This window comes from Pseudomonas sp. Arb-4-2C, from assembly GCF_055755015.1.
In genome coordinates this window covers 3,532,937-3,551,435 of record NZ_CM146899.1, presented here as the reverse complement: position 1 = coordinate 3,551,435, position 18,499 = coordinate 3,532,937, and the positions used below count along the sequence as shown (strand labels likewise).

At 61.6% G+C, this 18,499-nt stretch carries 15 protein-coding genes; 5 read left to right on the top strand and 10 right to left on the bottom strand.

All coding sequences use genetic code 11. The annotated features are described in order from the left end of the window. Positions 1 to 6: 6 nt before the first annotated feature. The 10 genes from AC0J41_RS15825 to AC0J41_RS15780 are packed head-to-tail and all read right to left on the bottom strand — an operon-like array spanning position 7 to position 11,011. On the bottom strand, positions 7 to 1,143 hold the full coding sequence (locus AC0J41_RS15825; protein ID WP_025109880.1) for a glycosyltransferase: 1,137 nt from the start codon (positions 1,141 to 1,143) through the stop codon (positions 7 to 9). Beyond that, on the bottom strand, positions 1,136 to 2,104 hold the full coding sequence (locus tag AC0J41_RS15820; RefSeq protein WP_473012981.1) for a glycosyltransferase: 969 nt from the start codon (positions 2,102 to 2,104) through the stop codon (positions 1,136 to 1,138). The genes AC0J41_RS15825 and AC0J41_RS15820 overlap by 8 nt, the downstream gene beginning before the upstream one ends. Beyond that, entirely contained in the window at positions 2,101 to 3,471 is a 1,371-nt protein-coding gene (locus AC0J41_RS15815) for an O-antigen ligase family protein (protein WP_473012980.1), read from the bottom strand. Before AC0J41_RS15815 ends, AC0J41_RS15820 begins: the two co-directional genes overlap by 4 nt. Continuing rightward, positions 3,468 to 4,559: a glycosyltransferase family 4 protein gene (locus AC0J41_RS15810; RefSeq protein WP_025109883.1), complete on the bottom strand. Its 1,092-nt coding sequence runs from the start codon at positions 4,557 to 4,559 to the stop codon at positions 3,468 to 3,470. Before AC0J41_RS15810 ends, AC0J41_RS15815 begins: the two co-directional genes overlap by 4 nt. After that, positions 4,556 to 6,148 carry a GumC family protein gene (locus AC0J41_RS15805; RefSeq protein ID WP_473012979.1) on the bottom strand — a complete coding sequence of 531 codons (1,593 nt, stop codon included), beginning with the start codon at positions 6,146 to 6,148 and terminating at the stop codon, positions 4,556 to 4,558. Before AC0J41_RS15805 ends, AC0J41_RS15810 begins: the two co-directional genes overlap by 4 nt. A gap of 17 nt (positions 6,149 to 6,165) precedes the next feature. Then, positions 6,166 to 7,191, bottom strand: a complete 1,026-nt coding sequence (locus AC0J41_RS15800) for a polysaccharide biosynthesis/export family protein (protein ID WP_025109885.1) — start codon at positions 7,189 to 7,191, stop codon at positions 6,166 to 6,168. A gap of 21 nt (positions 7,192 to 7,212) precedes the next feature. Beyond that, the gene (locus AC0J41_RS15795) at positions 7,213 to 7,860 is read right to left on the bottom strand and encodes a CpsD/CapB family tyrosine-protein kinase (protein ID WP_025109886.1); all 648 of its coding nucleotides are present in this window, start codon (positions 7,858 to 7,860) and stop codon (positions 7,213 to 7,215) included. Then, entirely contained in the window at positions 7,860 to 8,606 is a 747-nt protein-coding gene (locus AC0J41_RS15790) for a sugar transferase (protein ID WP_473012978.1), read from the bottom strand. The genes AC0J41_RS15795 and AC0J41_RS15790 overlap by 1 nt, the downstream gene beginning before the upstream one ends. An 18-nt stretch (positions 8,607 to 8,624) precedes the next feature. Further along, positions 8,625 to 9,662, bottom strand: a complete 1,038-nt coding sequence (locus AC0J41_RS15785; RefSeq protein WP_025109888.1) for an NAD-dependent epimerase — start codon at positions 9,660 to 9,662, stop codon at positions 8,625 to 8,627. Then, on the bottom strand, positions 9,659 to 11,011 hold the full coding sequence (locus tag AC0J41_RS15780; protein ID WP_025109889.1) for a UDP-glucose dehydrogenase family protein: 1,353 nt from the start codon (positions 11,009 to 11,011) through the stop codon (positions 9,659 to 9,661). The genes AC0J41_RS15785 and AC0J41_RS15780 overlap by 4 nt, the downstream gene beginning before the upstream one ends. 390 nt (positions 11,012 to 11,401) lie before the next feature. Between AC0J41_RS15780 and AC0J41_RS15775 the strand changes: the two genes are divergently transcribed. From AC0J41_RS15775 to AC0J41_RS15755, 5 genes are all read left to right on the top strand, one after another. Next, positions 11,402 to 13,099, top strand: coding sequence for a sulfatase-like hydrolase/transferase (locus AC0J41_RS15775; protein ID WP_473012977.1), 1,698 nt, complete (start codon positions 11,402 to 11,404; stop codon positions 13,097 to 13,099). A 195-nt stretch (positions 13,100 to 13,294) separates the two neighbouring features. After that, complete coding sequence (locus AC0J41_RS15770; RefSeq protein ID WP_473012976.1) at positions 13,295 to 13,948, top strand: ABC transporter ATP-binding protein; 654 nt, start codon at positions 13,295 to 13,297, stop codon at positions 13,946 to 13,948. Continuing rightward, positions 13,945 to 16,416: an ABC transporter permease gene (locus AC0J41_RS15765; protein WP_473012975.1), complete on the top strand. Its 2,472-nt coding sequence runs from the start codon at positions 13,945 to 13,947 to the stop codon at positions 16,414 to 16,416. Before AC0J41_RS15770 ends, AC0J41_RS15765 begins: the two co-directional genes overlap by 4 nt. After that, positions 16,406 to 17,476 (top strand): lipocalin-like domain-containing protein, encoded by a 1,071-nt coding sequence (locus AC0J41_RS15760; protein WP_473012974.1) that lies wholly within the window; start codon positions 16,406 to 16,408, stop codon positions 17,474 to 17,476. The genes AC0J41_RS15765 and AC0J41_RS15760 overlap by 11 nt, the downstream gene beginning before the upstream one ends. Before the next feature lie 280 nt (positions 17,477 to 17,756). After that, positions 17,757 to 18,341 (top strand): hypothetical protein, encoded by a 585-nt coding sequence (locus AC0J41_RS15755; RefSeq protein ID WP_473012973.1) that lies wholly within the window; start codon positions 17,757 to 17,759, stop codon positions 18,339 to 18,341. Positions 18,342 to 18,499 lie beyond the last annotated feature (158 nt).

Genomic DNA, 18,499 nt, shown 5'->3' with positions numbered 1-18,499 from the left:
GTCCTCTCAACGGTTTTGTTCAGGGTTCCATTGGGCGTAACGGTGGCCGCGCAGGAACTGCCACAGGCCGATGCTCATGCCTGCCAGTGTCACCAGCAGGAAGGCCGCAAGGCGGAACGGTTTGGGTAACCGGTGTTGTGAATCCAGCAGTCCGGCAATCGCCACGGCGTAGCCGAACAGCTGTGCGATCAGGGCCAGTCGATAGAAACCGTGGTCGTCCCACAGCCAGAAGTTACTCAGCAGCAACGGCAGCAACAGGATCGGCGCCAGGCGGCGGATCAGCTTGTGGCTGATCAGCGCAATCGAATACAGGCCATGCTTGAGTGGGTTGAGCAGCTCACTGCGCTGGGCGAGGCTTTGCAGGCCACCGACGGTCACGCGTTGACGGCGGCGGAACTGTTTGTCCGCTTCGTCGACTCCGTGGTCGATCACTTGCGCCTCGGGCACATACACAATGCGCTTGAAGGCGACCGGTGCGCAGGTACTCAGAAAGAAATCGTCGTTGACCTCCGCCGGCACGCTCTGGAACAACTCGCGGCGCAGGGCGAGCAGGGCACCGTCGGCCGAGACCATGCAACCGGTGCGATTCTCGACCCGGCGCAGCCAGCCTTCGTAATGCCGGTACAGGCTGTCGCCGACGCTCAAGCCGGTGCCGGTCACCGGAATCACCATGTGTCCGGCACAGGCGCCGACGCCGGGATCGCCCAGTGGCGCCAGCAGGTAGCCGAGGGTTTCGCGCGACCATTGATTGTCGGCGTCGGTGAACACCAGGATGTCGCCGGTGGCCAGTGCCACACCGGCGTTCAGCGTCGCCGCCTTGCCCTGACGCGGCAGGTCGAGCACGGTGATCCGCGAATCAATCACCTTGCGCGCGCAGGCCACGGTGTCGTCGGTGGAGCCGTCGCTGGCGAGAATGATCTGCAACGTGGCCGGCTGATAATCCTGCGCCAGCAGTGTGCGCAACTTGTGCTCGATGTGCCGCGCCTCGTTGTGCGCAGCGATCACGATGCTGATGTTCAGCGGCGGCGCCGGGGCATGGCGCCAGGCCGGGAACAACGGCGCCAGCAGGCTCAGCAGCAGCGGGTAGCCCAGATAGGCGTACACCGGCAGCAGCAGGCACATCCAGAAAATGAATTCAGCCACGGGCAGGCCTCCTGGCGTTCCAATGACACAGATTGAGAATGAATGCCGCACCCGCGAGATGCAGGCGCACCCAGTGCAGGCCCCACAGTTGCAGGGTCAGGCTCAGGTCGTGATGGCGTGAACTCTGACGAATGCTCAGCACCAGCGCCGGTATCGTCGTCAACAGCACCATGACTGCTGCGTGATGCGGGAAACCGTTGAGCAGCGCAGAAATGGCCAGCAAGTCGAGCAGCCATGCGCCGAGCGAGAGCATCGGAAACCGCAGCAGGCGCAGGCTGAAACCGTGGGTGCGCAGCAGCTGCAGATGACTGCCCTGACGCCACATCTCCTTGCCCATCCACTCGCGCCAGTTCATTTCGTAGCCCCAGTGCAGGGCCACGTTGCTGTTCACCGCCAGCAGCCGCGCGCCTTGTTCACTCAGGCGCAGGGTGAACTCCTTGTCTTCGCCGGTGCGCAGGTGTTCGTTGAAGCCGCCGACCTTGTCGAACCAGCGCCGCCGCATCAGCAGGTTGGAGCTGGGCAGCCAGTCCACCGTGTGCGACGCCTGGCTCGACGGCCGCAGCGTGCGCCGTTGCCAGGCGGTGGCGTACCACGGCGCGGCGGCGGGGGTATGCAGGTCAAGGCCGAACACGTCGGCCTGAGCACCGGCTTCCAGTTCGAACAATGGCTTGAGCCAGTCTTCGGGCATCTCGACGTCGGCATCGATGAACGCGATCCACTGGCCGCTCGCCAGCAGTACGCCGCGATTGCGCAAGGCGCCGATCAACAAGCCCGGCAGCACCAGCACTTGCGCGCCGAACTGGCGGGCGATGTGCGGCCCGTCGTCGCTGGAACCGTTGTCGACCACAATCAACTCGCACTCGATGTTGGCGGCATGTGCGGCTTTTTGCGCGGCCAGCAGCGTGCGGGCGATGTGCCGGGCCTCGTTGTACATCGGGATGATGATGCTGATCCGATTCATGCGCGGGCCTCGGTCAGGGGTGCTTGTTCGGCTTTGAGGCGCAGGACGCTGGTCAGCGCGAGCATGATCCACACGTATTTCTGGTTGGGTGCGCTGAGGAACATCAAAAACAGGGTCAGCGACAGGAAACTCACGCCCAGGTGGGTCATCAGGTCTGCCTGCTGCCAGTCGCGCCGTTGCAGCCACGCGGCGCGTGCGCGGATCAGGTTGTACAGGCCCAGGCCGAGCATGCCGACGAACAGCAGACCGGCAGGAATCCCCAGTTCGCTGAAGATTTCCAGGTAGGTGTTGTGGGCACGGCGGTACAGGTCACCGATCTTGCGGTTGGCGGAAAACGCCTTGGCGTAACCGGTGGTTGCGTAGTGCAGCGGGAAGGTGCCGGGGCCGGAGCCGAGCAGCGGGTTCTCGCGGATCATCTGCCCGCCGACCACGATGTACGAAGCACGGCGACCGAGGGATTCATCGTCGTGGCCCTTGGCCCCGGCGCTGAGCACGCTCAGGGATTGAATGCGTGCGATGTAACCGGCAGGCATTGCGTAGATCGCCAGCGGTATCACGATGGCCGCACCCAGCATGGCAAAACCCAGGTGCCGTGGGCGGATCCGGGTCAGTTGGGCGCGGTAGTGCCAGCAGCCGATCAACAGACTCAAGGCCACCACCACCAGCCCGGAGCGCGACTCGGTCTTGGTCATGCCGCCGAGCAGCAACAGGCAGCAGGCGCCCCAGAACAAACGATGCAACAGATTCGGGCCGCGAATCACCAGCAGCAGCCCCAGCGGAATGGCGAAAGCGATCAGCAGGGCGAAGGCGTTGGGGTCTTCGAGCAGCCCGGCAGCGCGGCCTTGATCCTGAAATCTGGTCGAGAACATGGCCATGACGCAGGTGGCGCTGACGCTCAGGGTCACCAGTCTGGCGAACAGGTCGAGGTTCAGTTCGCGGCCGATCAGCAGGGTGATGACAAACAGGATCAGCCCGACGCTCAGTTCACGTAGATGCCCCAGCGACATGCCCATGTCATCGGTGTTGAGCAGGCTGAGGAAATACAGAACCAGAAACCACGCCAGAAAACGCCAGAGGTTACTGCGCAGGCGTTCGCCGGGAATCTGGTGCATGGCCAGTTGCAGCATCAGGATCACCGCCAGTGACGCGCCGATCAGTTTGCTTCCGGACAGCGTGCTGTCCTTGAAGAAACCTTCGAATGGCACCAGCGCGGCAATGCCCAGCAGGCCCCAGGTTGGCTTGCGGTACAACACCGAGAAACCCACCAGCCCCAACACCGCGCCTGGTGCCAGAAACGGATAAGGGCTGGCGAGCAGACCGATGCACACCAGGCCGAGCAGAGTGACGATCGAGAGCGGGAAAATCATGCGCGTGCCTCCCGTGCCGTGCGGATGTACAGCTGCGACCAGCGTTCGGCCAGGGCCTTGAGGTCGTAGCGATCCTGTTGTGTACGCTTTGCGTTGTCGCACAATTGCCGGGCCAGGTCTGGCTCGTTCAGCAGATTGTCGAGCTGACGGGCGAGGGCGCTGCTGTCGGCGGGGGGCGCCAGCAGGCCGTTGTGCCGGTGCTCGAGCACATCGGGAATACCGCCGACAGCGAACGCCACCACCGGCACGCCGGCCTGCATCGCTTCGAGCAGAATCATTGGCGTGCCTTCGGTGCGCGAGCTGATCACCAGCGCATCCAGTTGCTGCCACCACGCTTGCATGGCGGTCTGGTAACCGGGCAGGCGTATGCGTGGTGACAGTCCGGCGGCGTCGATCCGTGCCTGCAGGGCTTCGCGTTCCGGGCCATCGCCGAGCATCACCGCATCCAGTTGCGGATGCTGGTGACACAACGGAATCAGAGCATCGAGAAAAAGATCCGGGCCTTTTTCGCTGCTCAAGCGCCCGACGTAACCGGCCAGCCAGCGCTGGCGGTCAACGTTGCAAACCAGCGCGGCGGCGGCCGGCAAGCCGTTGGGGATCACCTGCAGCTTTGCCGCCTGCACGCTGGCCTGACGATGCAGCACGGCAATACTCTCGGCCACGCACACCACCCGATCCACTGACGCGGTGCGGCACAGCTGCAGACTCAGCCAGGTGTAGAACTTCTGTTTGCGGCTGCGCGGGGTGAAGCCGTGCTGGGTAATGACCAGCGGCAAACGCAACAGCGTCGCCCCGACCCAGCCGAACAACAGCCCCTTGAAGTTGTGGGTGTTGATCAGTGGCTGCTCGCTGCGCCGGGCGCGCAGATGGCGCAACAATTCGCCGAGCCCGGCACAACCACGACAGTCCACCCCGGCCTCGCGAAAGCGCGCGATCAACGCCGGCGGTGCATCGAGAAACAGCACTTGGTGCTGCCCCGGTGTCGCCAGGCAGTGATCGAGCAACATCCGCTCGGCCCCATAGAAGCCACCGCTGCTGAGCAAATGAATGATCGGCAGCGCGGCGTTCGGGGTGGACAGCGTGTTCAATTGCGCACCCAGTGCACGAAGCTTGGCACGGTCCAGTTCTTGTGCGGATTGCGTGGCAGCACGTTCTCGTCGTTGATCACCAGCAACACGGGCAGGCCCAGTTCGTGGGTGATTTGCGCAGGGTGTTTGAAACGGTGATCGAAGAACTCACGCACATAGACCAGGGCAATCGCCAGCAGCAGCCCGGTGAACAGCCCGAACGGGATGATCAGCAGCGGTTTGGGGAAGGCCGGCTCCGTCGGTTCAAACGGTGGGCTGAGGACCTTGGCGTTCGACAGGTCGTCGTTGAGCGAACCGGCGGTGCTGCTTTCGGCAAAGCGCTGTGCGTAGGTCGAGAACGCCGTGTGCAGCGCGTCGATTTCGGTGTCCATCTGCCGCAGCTTGCTCTGGGTCTGCTGCAGGGTATGGATGCGGTTCTTGAAGTCGGCGATGCGCGCGGTTTTCTGGTCGATCACCTGTTGCACCACGGCCAGGTCGTTGGTGCGTTCCTGAATGCGGTTGCTCACCACTTTGAGGAACTGCTGACGGGTGCGGGCAATCTGCTCGCGAGTCAGCAGCATCGGCTCGCTGCCGGGCTGGAACACCGCGAGGTCATTCATGTAGCGGCTGACCTGGGTGGTCAGTTGTTCGCCCAACTGTTTGACTTCCCGGTCCTCGAACGCCACGTTGTCGACAGTGGTGGTGAAGGTGTAGGGGAAGGTGTAGTCGTTGAGCTTGTTGGTGCTGGCAGCGGCCAGTGCGGTTTTCAGGTATTCGAGCCAGCGCTGGCTCTGCAACAGACGATCCTGGTACAGGTTCAGGGCTTGCTCTTCGGTGTTGATCGCGTTCAGGCGGAAGGTGATTTCTTCCTTCGGATCGGACGAACCGACACTTTCCAGCAACGCCTGGCGATTGCCTTCCAGCCCATCAAGGCGCACCTGATACAGGTGCTTCTTGGTTTCGTAGAAGGATTGCGGCAGGTCGATCGATTGCAACGCCTGACGGCTGACCAGATAGTTTTGCAGCAGGGAGGCGACAAACGTCGTGCCCTGGTGCGGATCCGGGAAGCTGTAAATGATCGAGATCACGTTGGAACCGGGCAGGGTCTCGATCTTCAGGCTGTCGAGGGCCTGTTGGGTGAGGCCGTCGAGCACGGTGTCACGCACCGGATCGGTTTGCAGCCCGAGCAGGTTACGCAGCGGATTGATCACGTACTGGCGCAGCGGCGAGGAGACGTAGCGCCGGAACGGGTCGCTCACCAGTTTGGCGAACACGCCCACCGGTGGGTTGTACTCGCCCTTGTCGCGCAACTCGCTGATGGTCTGGCGGATCAGCGCCGGCGACCGCAGGATGTTGCTTTCGGTTTCCATGTCCGCCAGTGACGGCGGAATGAAGGTGGCGTTATCGACCGTCAGTGACGTGGTGGCGTCACCCTGGGAAAGTTTTTTCGACTGCACGATCACCTGGGCGGTGATATCGAAGCTCTGTTTGAGCACCAGCGGCAGTACCAACGCGATGACTGCAAAGATCAGGAAGACCCGTTTCACCAATTGCTTGTTGGCGAAGAAGATCCTGAAGAACTCATGCAGGTAGTTTTCCTTTGGATTCATGATCGTTCACCTGAGAGTCAGTTACTGCTGCTGCTTTTGTTGTCGACGCGGTAGCCGAAGCTGAAGCCCACGCCCTGGAACAACACCACGTCTGCCAGTTGCCGAGCCAGATCGCCGGCACTCGCCAGTTTGGTTTTCGGCACGAACAGCATGTCGTCCGGTTGCAGGTAGGCGATCTGCGACGCGTCGCCCGCCAGGGCTTTTTCCACGTCGTAGTGCACGGCCTGCACCTGATTGCCGTTGCGGCGCATGATCACCACCGAATCCAGACGCGCCTTGACGTTGGTGCCACGGGCCAGGGTCAACGCTTCAAGCACCGAGACCGGGCGGCGGATCGGGTAGGAACCGGGCTGACCGACTTCGCCGAGCACGTAGATCTCGTTGCCGGCGGTGGATTTGAGCATCACATCGACGCTCATCTTCCCGGGCAACTGCGCGTATTTCTGGTTGAGGAAGGTTTCCAGTTGGTTGATGGTCATGCCTTGCAGCGGCACCGCGCCGATTTCCGGGAAACTCGCATAACCGTCGTTGCCCACAGTGATCTCGCGGCTCATGCCGGTGGCTGGGTGATTCAGCGCGCTTTTGAGGTTCTGTTCATTGGTCAGCGGGCTGATGACCTGCACCGTCAGCTGATTGCGGTTGGGCTGGAACAGTTGCTTGCGCTGATAGGCGCGCTGGATTTCTTCGCGCGCCTCGTCGCCGGTCAGCCCGGCGATTTTCACCGAGGTGTTGGCGCCAGGCAGGTTGATGGTGCCGTCGGGCAACACCAGTTGGTTGCCGTTGAGCTGGCTGGCCGCGGTGAAGTTCAGGCCAATCTGGTCACCCGACTGCACGCGGTAGGCGTCCGAACCGCTGGTGCTGATATGGAAGATCACATCCAGTACATCTTGCGGGCGCAGGGTCTGTTCGACCTTGGGCATGTCGGTCGCCTGGGCATTGGCCGGCGTGGCGGTGAGGATATTCACCGGCATGTTCTGGGTTTCGGGGGTGCTGGAGCAGCCTGCAAGCGGCAGCATCAGCAGAACAAGTATCTTGGCGTTCATGGCGTCATCCTTCGCGTTTGCTTACAGGTTTTTGTAAAGCCACTTGGGCATGTAGTACTTGCGCCGGTTGAACACGCTGCCGACCACTTTTGCCCCGGCCTGGGTCAGGCGTTGCACAGCGGCCTGGGCGACTTCCCAGCGGGTGTCTTCAGCACGGACCACGAACACCACACCGTCGACCTGGGTCCCGAGCACCAGCGTGTCGGCGGCGGAGTACACCGCGTCACCGTCGATCACCACAAAGCGGTACTGGCTGCCCAATTGGTCGAGCAACGGGCTCAGGCGCTCGGCGGTCAGGTGCTCCATGGTGCGGATCGGCCGGCCGTTGGGCAGGATGTGAAACGGCAAGCTCGACACCTGCACCACACAGTCCTGCAACAGCGGCGGGCTGTCGGGGTTGAACAACAGGTCGCGCAGGCCGCGCTCCTTGCTCAGGTTCAGTTGTTGCGTGAGGTTGCTGGCCGACTGGCTGGCATCGACCAGCAGCACCTGGCCGCTGCTCATCTGCGCCAGTTGGCTGGCCAGTGCCAGGGCACTGGTGGTGGTGCCCGCGCCGGGGTTGGCGGCGGTCAGAAACAGGATCCGCAGATCCAGATCCAGCACGGTCGAGATCAGGTTCGATTCGCTGGGGTTGGCAATGCTCAGGCTTTTGTTGGTTGAACCGTCCATTAGCTTGCTCCGTGGCCGCTGAATACTTTGAAGGGGGTTTTCAACAGGATCTTCAGATCAAGCAAAAGGCTTTGCTCGGCGATGTAACTGAGGTCCAACTCAACGCGCTGGTCGAAGTCGATGTTGCTGCGCCCGGAGATCTGCCACAGGCCGGTCATGCCGGGGTAGATGCTCAGGCGGGCGAGGTGGTTGTCCTTGTAGCGGTAGGCGTTGAACGAAGTCGGCCGTGGGCCGACCAGGCGCATGTCACCACTGACCACGTTGATCAGATTGGGCAGTTCGTCGAGGCTGGTGCGCCGCAGGAAACCGCCGATCCCGGTGATGCGTGGGTCCTTGTCGATCTTGAAATCGATGGCGTCGGCCCCGTGCTTGTTGAGGTGGCGCAGCGATTCCTTCAGCTCTTCGGCGTTGCAGACCATGGTGCGGAACTTGTACATGCCGAATTTGCGGCCGCGATAGCCGGTGCGTTTTTGCACGAACATCACCGGCCCCGGGCTGGTGAGCTTGATGGCCAGCGCCAGGCCCAGCAGCAGCGGTGAAAACACCACCAGAATCACCAGCGCCCCGACGCAGGCCATCACACGGTTGGTGCGTGACAGCGTCCATGGCCGGCCACCGTCGCGGCCGGTCAACCAGCCACGGCCCTGCATGTGGATGGCGGTATCGAGGCGCATTCGGTGCTCGGGGTCCATGCGCTTGTCGCGGCGCATCTGATTGATCGGTACACCTTGCTCATGTCCAGTCATGGGGTCCTCCGCTGATGTTCAGCCGCGAGCGGCGCGTGGGCGATAGACAGTGGGGTAGTAGTCGCGAAACCAGGCGATGAAACGCCCCAGTCCTTCATCCAGCTCGATCCGGGGCTGGAACCCGGTGGCCTGGGCCAGATCATCGGTCTCGGCACAGGTGTTGAGCACATCGCCCGGTTGCAGGGGCAAGAGCTCGACAATGGCTTTCTGGCCGAGGTGTTTTTCCATCAGCGCCAGATAGGTTTTCAGCTCCACCGGGTGGTGGCCGCCGATGTTGAACAGGCACCACGGCGCCATGCTGCTGCCCGCATCGGGGTGTTCGCGGTCCCACTCCGGGTGGTTATGCGGCGGGTGGTCGGTGAGACGGGCGATGCTTTCGACGATGTCGTCGATGTAGGTGAAATCGCGCTGGTGCTCGCCGTAGTTGAATAGCTTCAGCGGCGTGCCTTCGGTGATCGCCCGGGCGAACTGGATCGGCGACATGTCCGGCCGGCCCCAAGGGCCGTACACGGTAAAGAAACGCAGGCCGGTGCTGGGAATCCCGAACAGGTGGCTGTAACTGTGGGCCATCAGCTCGTTGGCTTTTTTGGTGGCGGCGTACAGCGACAGCGGGTGATTGACGCCGTCGTGCACCGAATACGGGATGTGCTGGTTGGCGCCGTACACCGAACTCGACGAGGCGTAGATCAAATGCTCGACCGGGTGATGCCGGCAGCCTTCTAGGATGTTCAAAAAGCCGCAAAGGTTGCTGTCCAGATAGGCTTTCGGGTTTTCCAGCGAGTAGCGCACCCCGGCCTGCGCCGCGAGGTGAATCACCACTTGCGGTTGCTCGCGGACAAACAGTGCTTCAATCGCGGCGGCATCGGCCAGATCAATCCGCGCCAACGGGAAATGCCCGACCTGATCGCGCACCCATTGCACGCGATCGTGTTTGAGCTGCGGGTCGTAGTAGCCGTTGAAGTTGTCCAGGCCGACCACCGCATGCCCGTCGCGCATCAGCCGCAACACACAATGGGCGCCAATGAAGCCGGCTGCGCCGGTGACCAGGATTTTCATGGGCGCAGTCCTTCCGGAGCGATATGGCGCAGGCCGATGCCGCTGTAATGCAAGCCGGCGGCGGCCACGTGTTCCGGGTTGTAGAGGTTGCGACCGTCGACAATCACCTTCGAGCGCAGCTTGCTCGCCAGCAGCTCGAAATCGACCACGCGAAAGTTCTTCCACTCGGTGCAGATCACCAGCGCATCGGCATCTTCCAGGGTGTCATCGCGGGTGGCGCACAGGTGCAGATCGTCGCGATAGCCGTACAGCCGCCGGCACTCGGACATGGCTTCCGGATCGTAGGCCTGCACGCTGGCGCCTTCGGCCCACAATGCGTCCATCAGGTAGCGGCTGGGGGCTTCGCGCATGTCATCGGTATTGGGTTTGAATGCCAGGCCCCAGATCGCGATCGACTTGCCGGCCAGGCCTTGCGGAAACTGTGCCTGGAGTTTGCTGAACAGGATGTGCCGCTGGCTGTCATTGACGTCGGTGACGCTGCGCAGCAGTTTCAGTGGCATGCCGTTGTGTTCGGCGGTGTGCAGCAGGGCGCGCAGATCCTTGGGGAAGCACGAACCGCCAAAGCCGCAACCGGGGTAGATGAAGTGGTAGCCGATGCGTGGGTCGGAGCCGATGCCTTTGCGCACGGCTTCGATGTCGGCGCCCAGCAGTTCGGTGAGGTTGGCCAGTTCGTTCATGAAGCTGATACGCGTGGCGAGCATCGCGTTGGCGGCGTACTTGGTCAGCTCGGCGCTGCGGTTGTCCATGAACATCAGTTTTTCGTGGTTGCGGCAGAACGGCGCGTACAGCTCGCTCATCTGTTCGCGGGCCGCGTCGTCACGGGTGCCGACGATGATCCGGTCCGGGCGCATGCAGTCGGCGAGGGCGCTGCCTTCCTTGAGAAACTCGGGGTTGGACACCACCCGTACCTTGAGGCTGCTGCGACCACGGCGCTGCAACTCTTCGTTGGCCTTGGCGGCCACCTGGTCCGCCGTGCCGACCGGCACCGTGGACTTGATGATCAGGGTGCGATCGGCCTCCATGTGCGAGGCGATCTGCCGGGCGACGTTGAGCACGTGGGTCAGGTCGGCAGAGCCGTCCTCATCGGCCGGGGTGCCCACGGCGATGAAAATCAGCTCGGCATGCGCCACCGCGTCACTGGCCTGGGTACTGAACAGCAAGCGGCCGGCCTTGATGTTTTCCTCCAGTGCTGCGGATAAACCGGGCTCACTAATAGGCGGAACAGCCTGTTGCAGTTGTTTAATCTTGTTCGGGTCAATGTCCACACATAAAACCCGATGTCCGACATCGGCAAGTGCGGCTGCTTGTATAAGGCCAACATAGCCCGTACCAAATACGCTCACGTCCATATTGGCGTGCCTCGTAAGACGGTGGAGGAAGATCGAAAGTGAACTGTCAAAAGGGGTATAGCGCAGGAAGGGAAAAGCGTGTCAGCAAAATGACATGTTGCATGTGTATAACACCGGGCTTTTTTCAGGCTATTGGCCATCAAGTGCTTGCTATTGCTGGATTTGTCCCGTTCTTGACGCTTTTTTCACAATTCAAAGAAAGCGATAAACGGTCGAAAGCCCTGAAATTAAAGACTTGTAGCCGCTGGAGTGTGTCAGGATTGAGTCAACAGTTTTTTGACGCTTCATGAAAAAGTCAGGCTTTTCTTGCGCTTTGATGGCCGGATGCTAGTGTCAGATTTTGACCGACAAACTATTGACCCAATGCCGTTTCGCACCACCGGAATTGCCATGTTTCGATATTTGAAAGAACTGCTTTTAATTGTTTATCTGCTGCTTTATTCCGAATATTACATTGATCGGTTAACGGCTATCGGTGTCGGTTTTGCTGTACTTCTTTTTGGCGCGATGTTTTTGGCGCTCACTTTAGCGTTATATCTAACGGCTTATATTCGTCAGGCACTGATTCGTCATTTATTCGCAATAACGCTGTTTGTTTCGGCGGTATTCTTTGATGTATATACCCGGGTTACCGCTGATTATCTGAGCTACAGCAGTTTTGTCTCGCTGGTGTACTCCGGCGGCTTCATCCAGGAAGCCGCCTACCAGTATCGCGGCGCGATCATGCATGGCGCGCTCAGTGGTTTGCTGTTGCTGTTTGGCATCGGGCTCAAGCCGCAGCATGCGTTGGCGGTGCCCAATGCATGGCGGGTGGCGGCGCCTGTGTGCGGGGTCTTGCTGCTGAGCGCGGTGTTGTTCCTGCGGGCGGGCGAGGGCGCGCGCGGCTTGCCGATCATGTACACGCCGCTGGCCTATCTGAACCTGTTTGCCTATGAAGCGCTGCACAACACCGTCGGCCCGCGTGAGCCGGTGACGCTGGCGCGCAGCACTGCGGCGGTCAATCACGACATCGTGCTGATCATCGACGAAAGCATCTCCGGCAATTACCTGGACATCAACGCGCCGTTCGGGGTGCACAGCAACCTCAAGCAGGCGCATCCAGGTGTCGGCATCTTCAATTACGGTTACGCCGCGTCCATCGCCAACTGCAGCGCCGACACCAACGTCACCCTGCGCTACGGCGGCACCCGCGCCGATTACATGCGGATCAACAGCACGCTGCCGTCGATCTGGCAGTACGCGAAAAAGGCCGGCTTGCGCACCGTCTATATTGACGCCCAGCGCACCGGCGGCAATCTGCAGAACCTGATGACCGACACCGAGAAAAAGGACATCGACGAGTTCGTCCAGTTTGACCAGACCAGCGTGCGTGATCGCGACATGGCCGCCGCTGCGAAGCTGATCGAGCTGCTCAACGACGACCAACCGGAGCTGGTGGTGATCAACAAGGTCGGCGCACATTTCCCGGTGCACGACAAATACCCCGACGCATTCATGGCCTATCGGCCGACGCTGCCTCGCGGGCAGTTCACCGAAGTGGCCGACACCGGCAAGCGCGACGGTTTCAACGGCCAGCCGGACGATTGGGTGTTGTACCGCAACGCCTACAAAAACACGGTGCTGTGGAATGTCGGCGAGTTTTTTGCCCGGGTGTTTGCCCAGGCCAATCTGAACAATGCGCTGCTGATCTACACCTCGGATCATGGCCAGGATCTGCACGAGCGCGGCAACCCCGGGCTCAATACTCACTGCGGTGGTGATCCGGTGGAGGAAGAGGGGCTGGTGCCGCTGGTGGTGATTCAGGGCGATCAGTTGCACGGCCCGGACTGGGCGCAATCGTTACCGGTGAACAAGGACCGTTCCAGCCACTACAACATTTTTCCGACCTTGCTGCAGTTGATGGGCTACGACCTGGCGGGGATCGAAGCGCTGTATGGCAAGCCGTTGACCCAGCCGACGGCGGACGACTTCACCTTCAATTACCGCTTCAATGCGCGGTTGGGGGCCAAGCCTGAGTGGAAGCACATTGATCTGAAGACCATTGTCACGCCGGGGGAGGCGGCGACCAGTGTGGCGGCCGGGGAGTGAGATTTGTGTTGGGCCAACTGGCCTCTTCGCGAGCAAGCCCGCTCCCACAGTGTTCTATGGTGAACCCAGTCTTTGTGAACAACCGCAATCCCTGTGGGAGCTTGCCTGCAAGCGGTGAGGCCCGATCAAACGCCACTGATCTGATCAGGCCGCTATCCGCTATCCTTGGCCCACACTGACCCAGCGGATGGCGGCATGCTTCAGGTTCAAGGCGTTTTCAAAAGTTACCTCACTCCCCAAGGCCCGTTACCGGTGCTGCAAGGCATCGACCTGACGCTCGAACCCGGCAGCAGCCTGGCGCTGATGGGCGAATCCGGCAGTGGCAAAAGCACTTTGCTGCACCTGATCGCTGGCCTCGACAAGGTCGACCGCGGCAGCATCCGTAGCGGCGAGCATCGGCTGGAGAGCATGAATGAAGCGCAACTGGCCGACTGGCGCCGGACCGAAATCGGTCTGGTGTTCCAGCAGTTCAACCTGATCGGCAGCCTGCGGGTCGAGGACAATCTGGCGTTTCAGGCGCGCCTGGCCGGGCGCCATGAGCCGCGTTGGCAGGCGCATCTGGTGCAGCGTCTGGGGCTGGGCGAATTGCTCAAGCGTTATCCCGAGCAGTTGTCGGGTGGTCAGCAGCAGCGAGCCGCGCTGGCCCGGGCCTTGGCGTCACGGCCGAAATTGCTGTTGGCCGACGAGCCGACCGGCAGCCTCGACGAAGCCACCAGCGATGAAGTGCTGCGCCTGTTGCTGGAACTGCTCGACGACACCCCGACCACACTGCTGATGGTCACGCACAGCCCGCGCGTTGCGGCGCGGCTGGCGCAGCGGGTGGTGTTGTCCAACGGCCGGCTGACGTGAACGTTTTCTGGCAAACCCTGCGCGCGCTGCTCAGCCATTGGCGGCGGCATCCGGTGCAGTTCTTCAGTTTGTTGACCGGGCTGTGGCTGGCCACCAGTCTGCTGACCGGCGTCGAGGCGCTGAACAGTCAGGCCCGCGACAGTTACGCCCGGGCCAGCCAGATGATCGGAGGCGAACCGCAGGCCAGCCTCGGCACAGCCAATGGCGCGACGTTTGCGCAGCAGTGGTTCATCGATCTGCGCCGTGCAGGCTGGCCGGTCTCGCCGCTGCTGCAGGGGCGACTGGTCTTGAAGGATCACGACAACCAGCGCCTGCAACTGATGGGGATCGAACCGGTGTCGCTGCCGACCGATTCCGCGGTGGCCGGGCAGGCGATGCCGATCGAACGCATCGTCGAGTTCTTCTCGCCACCGGGCAGCACGTGGATTTCCCCCGAGACATTGCAAGCGCTGGACCTCGCCGAAGGCGCCACGCCGCAGGCCGTCAACGGCCAGACGCTGCCGCCGCTGCATGCGCAAAAGGACATGGCACCGGGTGTGTTGCTGGTGGACATCGGCGTTGCGCAAACCCTGCTCGAACAACCCGGGCAACTGTCGCGGCTGTTACTGCCCAAGGATTTTCATGCCGAACTGCCGGCCGCGTTCAAAGGGCAGTTGCAACTGAAAAGCAGTGCCGAGGAAAACAATCTGGCGCGCCTGACCGAGAGCTTTCATCTGAATCTCGATGCACTGGGATTTCTCTCGTTCGTGGTCGGGTTGTTCATCGTTCACGCGGCCATTGGCCTGGCGCTGGAACAGCGTCGAGGGTTGTTGCGCACCTTGCGCGCCTGCGGGGTCAGTGCGCGGTTGCTGATCGCCAGTCTGATCGTCGAACTGGGTGTGCTGGCCCTGGTGGGCGGAGTGTTCGGGGTGATCAGCGGTTACTGGCTGGCGAGTGTGTTGCTGCCGGATGTCGCCGCCAGCCTGCGTGGTTTGTACGGCGCGGAAGTGGCGGGGCAGTTGCGCCTGAGTCCGTGGTGGTGGTTCAGCGGTGTCGGCTTGAGCCTGTTCGGCGCGCTGCTGGCCGGCGCCAACAGTCTGTTGCGCGCAGCACGCTTGCCGTTGTTGGCAGTGGCAGATCCGCAGGCCTGGCATCAGCAGCACGCACGCTGGTTGCGGCGCCAGGGTTGGCTGGCGGCGCTATTGGGCGGGACGGCGCTGATGGCGTTGGTGTGGGGCGGCAGCCTCGGCAGCGGTTTTGTGTTGATGGCCGGGCTGTTGCTCGGTGCTGCGCTGGTGTTGCCGGTGCTGCTCAGTGCGGTGCTCAATCAACTGCTCGGGCGCAGTCGCTCGGTGCTCGGTCAATGGTTTCTCGCCGACTGTCGCCAGCAACTGCCGGCGCTGAGCCTGGCGTTGATGGCGTTGCTGCTGGCGCTGGCCACCAACATCGGCGCCGGTAGCATGACCGCCGGTTTTCGCCAGACCTTCAACGATTGGCTCGAACAACGCCTGAGCGCCGAGCTTTACATCAACCCGGTGAATCCGGCGCAGTCCCGCGAGCTGTATAGCTGGCTCAAGCAACAGCCGAATGTCAGCGCCGTGCTGCCCAACTGGCAGGTGGCGGTGACCGTGCAAGGCTGGCCGGCGGATGTGTTCGGGGTGATCGATCATGCGCATTATCGACAGCACTGGCCGTTGCTTGACGCGATTGCCGGGGATCCGTGGGCGCATCTGGCGACCGACGATGCGGTCATGCTCAGCGAACAACTGGCGCGACGCCTCAAAGTGCGCGCGGGTGATCATCTGGCGTTGCCGACCCCGGGGGGGACGTGGACACCGCGCATCGTCGGGATCTACGCCGACTACGGCAATCCCAAGGGGCACGTGCTGGTCAACAGCAACCATCTGCTGCGTTTGTGGCCGTCACTGACGCCGAACCGTTTCAACCTGCGCATCGCGCCGCCAGACATTCCGCCGTTTTTGACTGCGCTGCAAACGCGCTTCCAGATCGATGACAGCCGCATCGTCGATCAGGCGCGGCTCAAGGGTTGGTCGGTGCAAGTGTTCGAGCGCACTTTCGCGGCCACGGCAGCGCTCAACAGCCTGACGCTGGCGGTCGCCGGTGTGGCGCTGTTCATCAGTCTGCTGACCCAGAGCCAGAGCCGCCTCGGACAATTGGCGCCACTGTGGACGTTAGGCGTGACGCGCCGCCAGTTGATGCTGCTCAACCTCGGCCAGACCTGGTTGCTGGCGGTGCTGACGCTGGTGCTGGCGCTGCCGCTGGGGATCGCGCTGGCGTGGTGTCTGGATGCGGTAATCAATGTGCAGGCGTTTGGTTGGCGTTTACCGCTGCGGATTTTTCCGCTGCAACTTCTGCAACTGATGGGGTTGGCACTGTTGGCGACGCTGCTCGCCTCAGCCTGGCCGCTGTATTCGTTGTACCGCACGCAACCGGCGGATCTGCTGAGGACGTTTGCCCATGAGGATTAACCTCGTTGCGCTGCTGTTCGCGCTGCTGCTGTTGGGCGGCTGCGATCAGCCTGTTTCTGAGCAGAAGGGTTTTGCCGGGCTCGGCGATCAGGCTGCTCAGTTCACTCCTGTAGTGCCGGGGCGGGTGTTCAGCTTCCCGGCGGATCATGGCGCCCACGAAGGTTTTCGTATCGAGTGGTGGTACGTCACCGCCAATCTGAAGGATCAGCAGGGCCATGATTTCGGTGTGCAGTGGACGTTATTTCGCAGCGCCTTGAAACCAACGCCGCAGCCACCGGGATGGGGCAATCAGACGCTCTGGCTTGGCCATGCGGCGGTGACCTCGGCCACCGCGCACCATGCCGCCGAGCGTTACGCCCGGGGTGGCGTAGGGCAGGCCGGAGTGAACGTGGCACCGTTCGAGGCGTGGATTGATGATTGGCGCTTTGCCAGTCAGGCGCCGGATCCGCTGACGGACCTGCAACTCAGTGCCGCAGACAAAGCCTTCAGCTATCAACTGCACCTCACGTCCAGCCGCCCGTTGGTGTTGCAGGGCGACAACGGCTTCAGCCGCAAATCTGAACAGGGCCAGGCTTCGTACTACTACAGTCAGCCGTTTTTTCAGGCCAGCGGCACCCTGCAAATCGACGGGCAGACCTACACCGTCAACGGCCCGGCCTGGCTCGACCGTGAATGGAGCAGCCAACCGCTGGCGGCCAACCAGACTGGATGGGACTGGTTTTCCCTGCACCTGGACAGCGGTGAATCGCTGATGCTGTTTCGCACCCGGCAAACCGATGGCGCGCCGTATCTGACCGGCACCTGGATCAGCACCGACGGCCAGACCCAAACCCTGACGGGCGAGCAGATCAAACTCACTCCTCAGGACACCGCGAAAGTCGCCGGCCGCACGATGCCGGTGCGCTGGTCGATCAGCATTCCCGACAAACACCTCGACATCAGCCTGTCGGCGTTGAACCCCAACGCCTGGATGAACCTGCGCATTCCCTACTGGGAAGGCCCGGTGCGGATCAGCGGCAGCCACGGCGGACGCGGCTATCTGGAAATGACCGGGTACTGACGGCCATACACAAAACCCTGTGGGAGCGGGCTTGCTCGCGAAGGCGCCCGTAAAGCCCCCACAAAGCAATTGCCCGGAACTCCGCTTCTCCCTGCTCCTTTGCGCGACCCCGTCGAGGACTTCCCCATGAGCGACGACCAGACCTGCTGGCAGCAATCCCCCGACGCAGCATCAGAAACCAAAGCCAAGCCCTGAACAGCGTCTATGCTCAGTGGCACATTCGGCGCCGAACACGCGTTGGCGCCGGGTGCTGCCATTCATCACAGGGAAAGTACCGCTTATGAAGCTCCAAGCACTGGCCAAGGCCATCACCCTCGCAACCGTATTGTCCGCCACCAGCTTCGGCGCATTGGCTGCCGATATTCCGCTGTCCGCCACCCTCGAGGCCGATCAGGTCACCACCAAAGTGCTGGCCGTCGATGCGGCCAAACATCAGGTCGTGCTCGAAGGTGCTGAAGGTCGCCAGGTCCACGTTCAACTGAGCGACAAGGCGAAAAACCTGGCCAACCTCAAGGTCGGCGACCAAGTGAACGTTGAAGTGCAGCACTCCGTGGCGGCCTACCTGGATACCGATGTGGATAAAGGTCTGCCTGGTACTGTCGAGCGCAGCGGCGAGTTGCGCAAGGCTCCGGGCAGTGAAAACCCGGGTGGCGAAGCGTATCGCCAGGTTCAGGTGCAACTGAAAATCACCAAAATTGATTTGAAGAAGAATCAGGTGACCCTGGAAAACCCGGCGGGCCAGTCGAAAATCCTCGACGTGAAAAAGCCAGAAATTCAAGCCAAGCTGAAGGATCTGAAAGAAGGGCAGAGCGTTATCGTCACTTACACAGATATATTAAAAGTGACCAGTCAGCATGAAAGCTGAGTATTAACTCTACAGGATGGTTGTTCTTGTACAGATTATTGTATGAGAACAATCATCTGAAATAAGTGATGCAGCAGGTTGAAAGTTTCGCGAAAGAATTGATCGATAAATATCTATTAACTTTTTCGTACATAATCTTTACCTTTATGAATGACGAC

What these genes read in the sequence shown, in the direction of transcription:
- AC0J41_RS15820 (WP_473012981.1), bottom strand. Translation starts at nt 2,104, where the DNA reads ATGAATCGGATCAGCATCATCATCCCGATGTACAACGAGGCCCGGCAC.
- AC0J41_RS15815 (WP_473012980.1), bottom strand. Translation starts at nt 3,471, where the DNA reads ATGATTTTCCCGCTCTCGATCGTCACTCTGCTCGGCCTGGTGTGCATC.
- AC0J41_RS15805 (WP_473012979.1), bottom strand. Translation starts at nt 6,148, where the DNA reads ATGAATCCAAAGGAAAACTACCTGCATGAGTTCTTCAGGATCTTCTTC.
- AC0J41_RS15800 (WP_025109885.1), bottom strand. Translation starts at nt 7,191, where the DNA reads ATGAACGCCAAGATACTTGTTCTGCTGATGCTGCCGCTTGCAGGCTGC.
- AC0J41_RS15795 (WP_025109886.1), bottom strand. Translation starts at nt 7,860, where the DNA reads ATGGACGGTTCAACCAACAAAAGCCTGAGCATTGCCAACCCCAGCGAA.
- AC0J41_RS15790 (WP_473012978.1), bottom strand. Translation starts at nt 8,606, where the DNA reads ATGACTGGACATGAGCAAGGTGTACCGATCAATCAGATGCGCCGCGAC.
- AC0J41_RS15785 (WP_025109888.1), bottom strand. Translation starts at nt 9,662, where the DNA reads ATGAAAATCCTGGTCACCGGCGCAGCCGGCTTCATTGGCGCCCATTGT.
- AC0J41_RS15780 (WP_025109889.1), bottom strand. Translation starts at nt 11,011, where the DNA reads ATGGACGTGAGCGTATTTGGTACGGGCTATGTTGGCCTTATACAAGCA.
- AC0J41_RS15775 (WP_473012977.1), top strand. Translation starts at nt 11,402, where the DNA reads ATGTTTCGATATTTGAAAGAACTGCTTTTAATTGTTTATCTGCTGCTT.
- AC0J41_RS15770 (WP_473012976.1), top strand. Translation starts at nt 13,295, where the DNA reads ATGCTTCAGGTTCAAGGCGTTTTCAAAAGTTACCTCACTCCCCAAGGC.
- AC0J41_RS15760 (WP_473012974.1), top strand. Translation starts at nt 16,406, where the DNA reads ATGAGGATTAACCTCGTTGCGCTGCTGTTCGCGCTGCTGCTGTTGGGC.
- AC0J41_RS15755 (WP_473012973.1), top strand. Translation starts at nt 17,757, where the DNA reads ATGAAGCTCCAAGCACTGGCCAAGGCCATCACCCTCGCAACCGTATTG.